Annotated in this window: 8 protein-coding genes and 1 tRNA gene; 4 read left to right on the top strand and 5 right to left on the bottom strand. The window is 43.5% G+C overall.

The genetic code is table 11. The features are described 5' to 3' along the window. Positions 1–15 precede the first annotated feature (15 nt). Positions 16–1,305, top strand: a complete 1,290-nt coding sequence (locus AACX68_RS14130; protein ID WP_228859547.1) for a DUF3748 domain-containing protein — start codon at positions 16–18, stop codon at positions 1,303–1,305. 75 nt (positions 1,306–1,380) lie between these two features. Here the strand turns inward: AACX68_RS14130 and AACX68_RS14135 are convergent, their stop codons facing one another. From AACX68_RS14135 to AACX68_RS14145, 3 genes are all read right to left on the bottom strand, one after another. Further along, the gene (locus tag AACX68_RS14135; RefSeq protein ID WP_228859548.1) at positions 1,381–1,731 is read right to left on the bottom strand and encodes a YceK/YidQ family lipoprotein; all 351 of its coding nucleotides are present in this window, start codon (positions 1,729–1,731) and stop codon (positions 1,381–1,383) included. Positions 1,732–2,587: 856 nt separating this feature from the next. After that, on the bottom strand, positions 2,588–3,844 hold the full coding sequence (locus tag AACX68_RS14140; protein ID WP_228859549.1) for a valine--pyruvate transaminase: 1,257 nt from the start codon (positions 3,842–3,844) through the stop codon (positions 2,588–2,590). Between the two features lie 156 nt (positions 3,845–4,000). Beyond that, positions 4,001–4,564: a DNA-3-methyladenine glycosylase I gene (locus AACX68_RS14145; protein WP_228859550.1), complete on the bottom strand. Its 564-nt coding sequence runs from the start codon at positions 4,562–4,564 to the stop codon at positions 4,001–4,003. Between the two features lie 335 nt (positions 4,565–4,899). Here AACX68_RS14145 and glyQ point away from each other — a divergent pair, with 335 nt between their 5' ends. The 3 genes from glyQ to AACX68_RS14160 all read left to right on the top strand — a co-directional run bounded on the left by glyQ (position 4,900) and on the right by AACX68_RS14160 (position 8,171). Further along, positions 4,900–5,823, top strand: coding sequence for a glycine--tRNA ligase subunit alpha (gene glyQ, locus AACX68_RS14150; RefSeq protein WP_099109489.1), 924 nt, complete (start codon positions 4,900–4,902; stop codon positions 5,821–5,823). A 9-nt stretch (positions 5,824–5,832) separates the two neighbouring features. Beyond that, complete coding sequence (gene glyS, locus AACX68_RS14155; protein ID WP_228859551.1) at positions 5,833–7,902, top strand: glycine--tRNA ligase subunit beta; 2,070 nt, start codon at positions 5,833–5,835, stop codon at positions 7,900–7,902. A gap of 192 nt (positions 7,903–8,094) precedes the next feature. Continuing rightward, positions 8,095–8,171: transfer RNA gene (locus AACX68_RS14160), tRNA-Pro, on the top strand. Positions 8,172–8,246: 75 nt separating this feature from the next. On the opposite strand, the gene AACX68_RS14165 is transcribed toward AACX68_RS14160, so the two are convergent. Both AACX68_RS14165 and AACX68_RS14170 read right to left on the bottom strand, forming a co-directional pair. Beyond that, positions 8,247–8,633, bottom strand: coding sequence for a type II toxin-antitoxin system VapC family toxin (locus tag AACX68_RS14165; RefSeq protein ID WP_228859552.1), 387 nt, complete (start codon positions 8,631–8,633; stop codon positions 8,247–8,249). After that, positions 8,630–8,863, bottom strand: a complete 234-nt coding sequence (locus tag AACX68_RS14170) for a type II toxin-antitoxin system Phd/YefM family antitoxin (RefSeq protein WP_228859553.1) — start codon at positions 8,861–8,863, stop codon at positions 8,630–8,632. Before AACX68_RS14170 ends, AACX68_RS14165 begins: the two co-directional genes overlap by 4 nt. Between the last annotated feature and the right edge of the window lie 292 nt (positions 8,864–9,155).

Below are 9,155 nucleotides of genomic sequence, written 5' to 3' on the forward strand. Positions count from 1 at the left end.
TTAAGGTGGAAAAAAATGATTTTCAAGGAACGTCAGATTACATTTGATAACCGTAGCCATCAGATAACTAATATAAATATCTGGACTCCTGATAGCCAGTGGCTGGTTTATGATGTACGTCCTAACGGAGCATCTTTTTCCGGCCTGACGATAGAAAAAATTCATATCAATAACGGCCAGACAGAGATTATTTATCAGGCAAAAGATGGGGCACATGTTGGGGTTGTCACTGTTAGCCCACAAGAGCCGGTACGTTACGCATTTATTCATGGCCCGGAGCACCCGGATAATCACTGGCAATATGATTTTCATCATCGTCGTGGGGTGATTGTTTCCGATAGCGAACCAAACGTTGCGTTCAATATTGATGCACTGGATATCACTCCTCCTTATACAGCAGGAGCTTTACGAGGTGGTACACATGTGCATGTTTTCAGTCCTGACAGCAGTCGTTTGAGTTTTACCTATAATGACCATGTCATGCATGAGTTAGACCCTGCTCTTGATTTGCGTAATGTTGCTGTGGCTGTTCCACTAAGAACTGTGATTTCAGCGAAAAAACACCCGAGAGAATACGATGGTCGTTATTTTTCAGTCGTTGTTAGCCAAACCACAACGCATCCACATCCCGGTAGTGATGAGATCAATCGTGCATATGAAGAAGGGTGGGTTGGACAACAGGGATATCTTAAAGAGAATGGGCAATGGCAGCGTTGGGCACTGGCTTTTATTGGTGATACGTATGCTGAAAATGGTGAGAAGATCCCTGAAATTTATCTGGTTGACCTGCCTGAGCATGATGAAGATTATGCACTAGAAGGTTGCCAGCCATTAGCCGGAACCGAAACGGCATTACCTGCGCCGCCCGCTGGAGTTAAACAAAAACGATTAACTTTCACCCATCAGAATTGTTATCCGGGAGTAGCCAATGTTCCCCGGCATTGGCTCAGGGCATCACCGGATGGAAGTAAAATTTGTTTTCTGATGAGAGATGGCAATGGTGTTATTCAGTTATGGCATATATCTCCAAATGGAGGCGAGCCGGCACAGATCACAGATAATATTCATGACATACAATCCGCATTTAACTGGGATAACCGGGGGCGGTTTATCGCTTTTGTTTGCGATAACAGTGTCATGCTTTGTGATAGTCAGAGTGGGCAAACCCAGCGGTTAACAGCTCGTACTGACGTTGCTCCCTGTGCTGATGCAATCGTGTTTTCACCTGATGGCCGATATATTGCATTTATGCGGGATATTAATGGATATCGTCAGCTTTTCATTGTTGAAACAGGGTTGAAATAGGCATCGTTGTACAATAACGATGCCTGAAAAATAGTTGAGATAAGATAATCTTTAGCCTAATCGGTATTGGTAAAATTAGGGTTCATTATTCATCGAGTTTTCTAATATCGATTGTGTGCTGTTTGTGCTTTCTTCCAGTTTTTCAATACGAAGTTTAGGGGATTGCTCCGTTTGATCCTGATTGGAATGAGCGTAATCATAGGGGAGTAAAAGGGTATCTAAAAAAGCTGATAATGGGAGATCGACTACGAGCAGAGGTTTCAGGAACCATCCTGTTCTGTCATCTTTTAACATATTAATATTGGCTTGTGCTCCCGAATAATACCCTTGATTAGGGCCACTGTGAGTCATGATACTGGAGCAGCCTGTTAGCAAAAGCCCCCCAATAATAGTAGAAGGTAATAGAAGCAGTTTATAGTTTTTCATCATTTCCATTCCTTGAGCTCAATGAGTTAATTGCCAATATCCAGAAGTTATATTTATACCTAGTATGATTTTTTCATGAATAAGCATAAAAATAACTTTTTAATACTATTTACTATAGTTAGGTAATATTCAGTTTGCTATAGCACTTATTGTTAAATCCAATAATTTTTTTCGATAGATTTCTTTAATTCTCCTTGATAGTTTATTTTGAAATAAATTTAAAAGTAAATTATTTCATTTGAATTTATATCCCTGTATTTTGTGTTGAGCCGTAGCGGAAAAGGCAGGGCAAATTCGTCGGGAGCGAATTTGTCCGGCTAACAAGCGAGCATGCCTATTAATACTGACCGTTGCTGAATCTGGAGACTGTTAGTAGATATTATTTTCTGGCAGAGAGGAAGATTGAGAACAGCGTTGAATAATTAAGTATATGTGTTTGATTCATTAAGTGTGCTTTAGATCACACAATATGGGGTAATTGTCTTAATTTCACATAGTAGAGGCAATTTAAAGTGAAAAAAACCTGTCTATTCAGACCATTATCTTTTTTGTTTTCTGGTTAAATATACCGAGTTCAGGGAAAGTGTATAAACAAGGATTGTTTTCCTTTCCTACTGTGTGTGAAGAATTCTTTTGGGATTCTAATAACTACTGTCCTGTTCTCAGGTAAAAAGTCCTCGTTATCATCTTACTCCCTCACTTTAAATGAGGGAGCTTTTTTTATATACCCGTCGTCTTTCAAATTACCTCTTTGTTGGCTACGTTCGTTCACCCCAGTCACATAGTTAGCTATGCTCTTGGGGATGAACTCCCTTGCCGCCGCGATGTAACTCGAAATCCATAGGGTACAACCCGATTAACATTCCCCTTCTTGATGGGCAATCTCAATTTCTTCGGACAAAATACGGATACCTTCTTCTATTTTTGCCAGATCTGGCACATAGTTCATGCGCATACATTGGTGAGCATGAGGCCAGTTGTGTTCCAGACCGGGAAAGAAATAATGACCCGGCACCATTAATACCTTCCGCTTTTTTAAGCGCTGATAAAGAACTTCAGTTGTAATCGGCAGATTTTTGAACCAGAGCCAGAGGAATATTGCTCCTTCTGGTTTATGGATAAGACAGTATTCTTCTGGCAGATAGTGACGAATAATCTCAATGACTTGTTCTACCCGTTTTTTATAAAATGGTTGGATGACATTTTGGGATAAACGAAACAGATCATTACGGCGGATCATTTCCAGCGTCATGGCAGGCCCAATGCCCCCCGGAGCCAGGCTAATCACACCATTCATGTTACTGACTGCCTGAATAATCTTTTCATTGGCAACGATGATTCCACAGCGAGCACCCGGTAGCCCAAGTTTGGACAGGCTCATACATAAGATAATATTCGGGTTCCACAGAGGAGTTGCTTCACTAAAAATAATACCCGGGAATGGCACACCATAGGCATTATCGATCAGCAGAGGAATTTGGTGTTTTTGAGCTAATGCATCCAAGCGCAGTAATTCTTCGTCAGTGACAACATTACCCGTTGGGTTCGTTGGACGCGAAACACAGATCAGGCTGATATCTTCAGAAATATTCAGGTGGTCAAAATCAACATGATATTTAAATTGCCCATTAGGCAATAATTCAATATTAGGTTTATTAGCAACAAATAGACCTTCATCCAGACCAGAATCAGAATAGCCAATATACTCAGGCGCAAGCGGAAACAGAACCCGTTTTATTGAGCCATTTTCATCACGCCCTGCTAATAAATTAAACAGGTAGAAAAAAGCACTTTGGCTACCATTGGTCAGGGCAATATTCTGTGGATTAACATCCCAACCGAGTTTTTCCTGTAATTCCTGTGCCAGTGCAGCAATTAACGTATTTTTTCCCTGTGGGCCATCGTAATTACACAGGGTTTCAGTTAATTGGCCGTTTAACGCCATATCCGCCAATAGTTGCTGGAAATACTCATCCATTTCAGGAATATGGGCAGGGTTGCCACCACCAAGCATAATCGCGCCGGGTGTTCTCAGGCCCTGGTTGAGATCATTCATCAGGCGCGTAATACCTGACTCTTGTGTGAATTTGTTTCCGAATTGAGAGAATTTCATAACGGCTGTTGCGTCTTTGTTTGTATTTTGTAGGAGTATGGTATGAAGACACCATAACTCGCGCCTTGTTATATTGTCATCTATTTTTACGCTTTGTCTTTCAAGTTATCTCTTTGTTGAGAGAATATGCGCTGATTTTCAGTTTTTCTGTACCGGTTATTTCCGGCATAAACAGTTTGCGATGTGATCATCCACCAAACCCGCAGCCTGCATAAAAGCATAGCAGGTGGTGCTACCGATAAATTTAAAGCCACGTTTTTTCAATGCCTTTGAAAGAGCATCAGAAAGGTCAGTTTTGGCAGGCACTTTTGCCAATGTTTCCCAATGATTTATTTGTGGAGCACCGTCAACAAATTGCCAGATAAATTCACTGAAATTTTCGCCCTGCTCGGCCATTTTCAGATAGGCGCGGGCATTATCAATAATGGCGTTAATTTTTGCACGGTGGCGGACGATGGCAGGGTCCTGCATTAATTTCTCGACGTCATTTTCACCCATACCGGCAATTTTTGCGGGATCAAACTGATGGAAACATTTTCTGTAACCTTCGCGTTTTTTCAAAATGGTGAACCATGATAAACCCGCCTGTTGTCCTTCAAGACAAATCAATTCAAAAAGTTTTTGGTCATCCTTTAATGGTTTCCCCCACTCATTGTCATGGTAGGCCAGATAATCAGGATCTGAGGTAACCCAGCCACAGCGGGTTATGTCTTTATTCATGAAGTGCGTATCTCCGTAGGCGTTGGTGAAGAATTACACCAATTTTAGCTGTATGAATATCCATGTAAAGTCATTCGGATAAGATTTTTTTATGTTGTGACAAAATTGGGCGGTGATCAGTGCTGTATATCTTACAGTCAAAGGGTATACTGACTCCTTTCGTTTAAATTCATATACACTTCGTCTTTCAAGTTGCCTCTTTGTTGGCTGCGCTCGTTCACCCCGGTCACCGTTTTTATAAACATACGGTTATCTATGCTCCCGGGGATGAACTCCCTTGCCGCCGCGATGCACCTTGAAATTCATTGTGTATAAGTATCGCGTGCGGATTCAACATGCAAAAGTTTGATACCAAAACCTTTCAGGGAATTATCCTGACACTACAGGATTACTGGGCGCGTCAAGGCTGCACCATTGTCCAACCATTGGATATGGAAGTCGGCGCAGGAACCTCTCATCCTATTACCTGTCTACGTGCTTTAGGGCCGGAGCCGATTGCTGCGGCTTATGTACAGCCTTCACGTCGTCCGACTGACGGGCGCTACGGTGAAAACCCGAACCGTCTTCAGCATTACTACCAATTTCAGGTTATCATCAAACCCTCTCCAGAGAATATTCAGGAACTTTATCTTGGTTCACTGAAAGAGCTGGGGCTTGATCCTACCGTTCACGATATCCGCTTTGTTGAAGATAACTGGGAGAACCCGACTCTGGGTGCATGGGGTCTGGGCTGGGAAGTCTGGCTGAACGGTATGGAAGTGACTCAGTTCACTTATTTCCAGCAGGTTGGTGGTCTTGAGTGTAAGCCTGTTACCGGTGAAATCACTTACGGTCTGGAACGTCTTGCCATGTATATTCAGGGTGTAGACAGTGTTTATGATCTGGTGTGGAGTGATGGCCCGCTGGGTAAAACGACTTATGGTGATATCTATCATCAGAATGAAGTTGAGCAGTCTACTTACAACTTTGAACACGCAGATGTGGATTTTCTGTTCACCTGTTTCGAGCAGTATGAAAAAGAAGCGCAGGAGTTGCTGGCACTGGAAACACCTCTGCCACTGCCTGCTTATGAGCGCATTCTGAAAGCGGGTCATACATTTAACTTACTGGATGCCCGTAAAGCGATTTCCGTGACTGAACGTCAGCGTTATATCTTGCGTATCCGCACTCTGACCAAAGCAGTTGCTGAAGCTTACTATGCTTCCCGCGAAGCGCTTGGCTTCCCGATGTGTAACAAAAACGGTGTAACAGAAAATTAAGAGGCCATCATGACTCAACAGACTTTCCTTGTGGAAATCGGCACAGAAGAGTTGCCACCAAAGGCGCTGCGTTCACTGGCTGAATCCTTTGCGGCCAATTTTGAAACAGAATTGAACAACGCCAATCTGGGTCATGGTGAAGTTCGCTGGTTTGCTGCTCCGCGTCGTCTGGCGCTGAAAGTGGCCAATCTGGCGGCGGCACAGGCTGATCGTGAAGTAGAAAAACGTGGTCCGGCCATTTCTCAGGCGTTCGATGCGGAAGGGAAACCAACCAAAGCAGCAGAAGGCTGGGCGCGAGGCTGTGGGATCACTGTTGATCAGGCAGAGCGTCTGGTAACCGATAAAGGTGAGTGGCTGCTGTATCGGGCACAGGTTAAAGGCTGTGAAGCCAAAGAGTTGCTGGCAGGAATGGTAAGCAGTTCATTGGCTAAACTGCCTATCCCTAAGCTGATGCGCTGGGGTGATAAAGAAACTCAGTTCGTCCGTCCTGTTCATACCGTCACTATGCTGCTGGGTAGTGAGGTTATTGAAGGCGAAATTCTGGGTATCAAATCTGATCGTATCATCCGTGGTCATCGTTTTATGGGTGAAGCGGAGTTCACCATTGATAACGCAGAACAGTATCCGGTAATTTTGCAGGAGCGTGGTCGGGTTATTGCAGATTATGAAACGCGCAAGACCCTGATTAAGCGTGATGCAGAGCAGGCAGCAACTGAGCTTGGTGGTGTGGCAGATTTGACCGACAGCCTGCTGGAAGAAGTGACTTCTCTGGTGGAATGGCCTGTGGTTCTGACGGCAAAATTCGAAGAAAAATTCCTCGAAGTACCGGCGGAAGCACTGGTTTATACCATGAAAGGCGATCAGAAATATTTTCCGGTTTACGATAAATCCGGCAAATTGATGGCGAACTTTATTTTTGTTACCAATATTGAATCTTCTGATCCCCAGCAGATCATCTCAGGTAATGAAAAAGTAGTCCGTCCGCGTCTGGCAGATGCCGAATTCTTCTTTAAGACTGACCGTAAACAGCGTCTGGAAGATAACCTGCCGCGTCTGGAGACTGTTTTGTTCCAGAAGCAGCTGGGTACACTGCGTGATAAAACAGACCGCATTCAGGCACTGGCTGGCTGGATTGCTGACAAGATCGGGGCGGATGTGACTCATGCAACCCGCGCAGGTTTGCTGTCCAAGTGTGACTTAATGACCAACATGGTCTTTGAATTCACTGATACGCAGGGTGTGATGGGTATGCACTATGCCCGTCATGACGGAGAAGCTGAAGATGTGGCGTTGGCGCTGAACGAACAGTATCAGCCACGTTTCTCTGGTGATGAACTGCCATCAACCGGCGTTTCTTGCGCAGTCGCGATTGCCGATAAAATGGATACGCTGGCAGGCATTTTTGGCATCGGTCAGCATCCGAAAGGGGATAAAGACCCATTTGCTTTGCGTCGTGCTGCACTGGGTGTACTGCGCATTATTGTTGAGAAAAAATTACCTCTCGACCTTCAGACTCTGGCAGAAGAAGCTGTTCGTTTGTACGGCGACAAACTGACTAATGAAAAAGTTGTGGATGATGTTGTTGAGTTTATGCTCGGCCGCTTCCGCACCTGGTATCAGGAGCTGGGTTACAGCGTTGATACCATTCAGGCAGTTCTGGCTCGTCGTCCGACACAACCAGCCGATTTTGATGCTCGTATGAAAGCGGTAACGCATTTCCGTACGCTGGATGAGGCTGTTTCTCTGGCAGCGGCTAATAAGCGTGTTTCCAACATTCTGGCGAAATCAGAAGAGAAACTGAGTGATGCAGTTCAGGCTTCGGTACTGAAAGCAGCGGAAGAGATCCAGCTGGCGACCCATCTTGTCGTCCTGAAAGAAAAACTGGCTCCTCTGTTTGCCGAAGGCAATTATCAGGATGCACTGGTCGAACTGGCTTCCCTGCGTGAAGTTGTGGATGCGTTCTTCGATAATGTGATGGTGATGGATGAAGATCTGCAAGTGCGGGTAAATCGTCTGACATTGCTGAGTGAACTGCGTGATTTGTTCCTGCGGGTTGCGGATATTTCACTGCTACAGTAAGCAATATTCGATAAATATAATCGGATCGCCCATCTTAAAGCCTCGCTCTGTGCGGGGCTTTTTACTGCTGGAATATTGAACACCGTGAACGAGCTACAGTGCAATATTTGGTTGTATTATAGTCAAACAACCACTTGTCTTTAAAAAGCTATTGACGATCTACGATGTAGGCAGTAAGATGCGCTTCGTTTTCGGCGAGTAGCGCAGCTTGGTAGCGCAACTGGTTTGGGACCAGTGGGTCGGAGGTTCGAATCCTCTCTCGCCGACCAGCATTCTGAAACCCCGCTCTTTGAGCGGGGTTTTTTCGTATATGGAAAATAAAAAATAAATCCTGCTCTCTGAATTCACTGTCGGGCATTGAGCAATCTAATACCATATTCTGAAAAAACACTATCAGCTGAAATCAGCGTTAATCCTTCCATTTGAGATTGTACAATAAGCATTCTATCAAACGGGTCACCGTGATGGCGTGGTAAATCACCGGCATTCTCTGCATGAAGATGTGTTATAGCTAAAGGAATAAAATTATTTCTTTCCATAATCAAATCAAAATCAGCTTTGAATTCCAATTTGCCTAATGCACGTTTTATGGATATCTCCCAGGGAGTTACTGCGCTGACAAAGATGCTATTTGTTCCTTTCATGATCATGCTTTTGGCTAAGTTGCCTAAAGATGGATCGTTGGTTACCCACCAGATGAGTACGTGGGTATCCAGTAGAAGTCGTTTCATAAAGATCCTTCAAACATTTTTTGTATGTCATCGTCAGCTTCATAAAATCGTTCATTTATACTAATTTCATTTTCAAAACCACCAGGAGTTCTATCCATTTGGCAGATAGGAACTAACTGAACATAAGGTTTTCCCGCTTTAGCAATAATGACCACTTCACCATCAACTGCTTTATCTGCCAGCTGGCTCAAATGAGTTTTTGCCTCGTGCATATTTGCCTGAATAGTCATGTTCCCCTCCGTTAAATTAGCTAGGTTAGCTAAGTATGAATTATACTCTATTTGCATATAATTTCATCATTAAGTTCCATTTCTTGTATGAGTAGAAATTTGGTCTTAATTTTTCAATTTAATTGATAATGCTATTAATTCCATCTGAATAGGGTGAATTTAAAACTTTTCTTTTTCTTTATTCGTTTTAGCCTCTTACCTCGCTTACTTTTCTGATAACTATTTTTGCTCATTATTTAAGTATCCGGTCACAAATTTAAAATTATAAAGTATAGGATGTAATGCTTTATAT

It is taken from the genome of Xenorhabdus sp. PB61.4 (assembly GCF_963894935.1).
Classification (GTDB): domain Bacteria; phylum Pseudomonadota; class Gammaproteobacteria; order Enterobacterales; family Enterobacteriaceae; genus Xenorhabdus; species Xenorhabdus stockiae.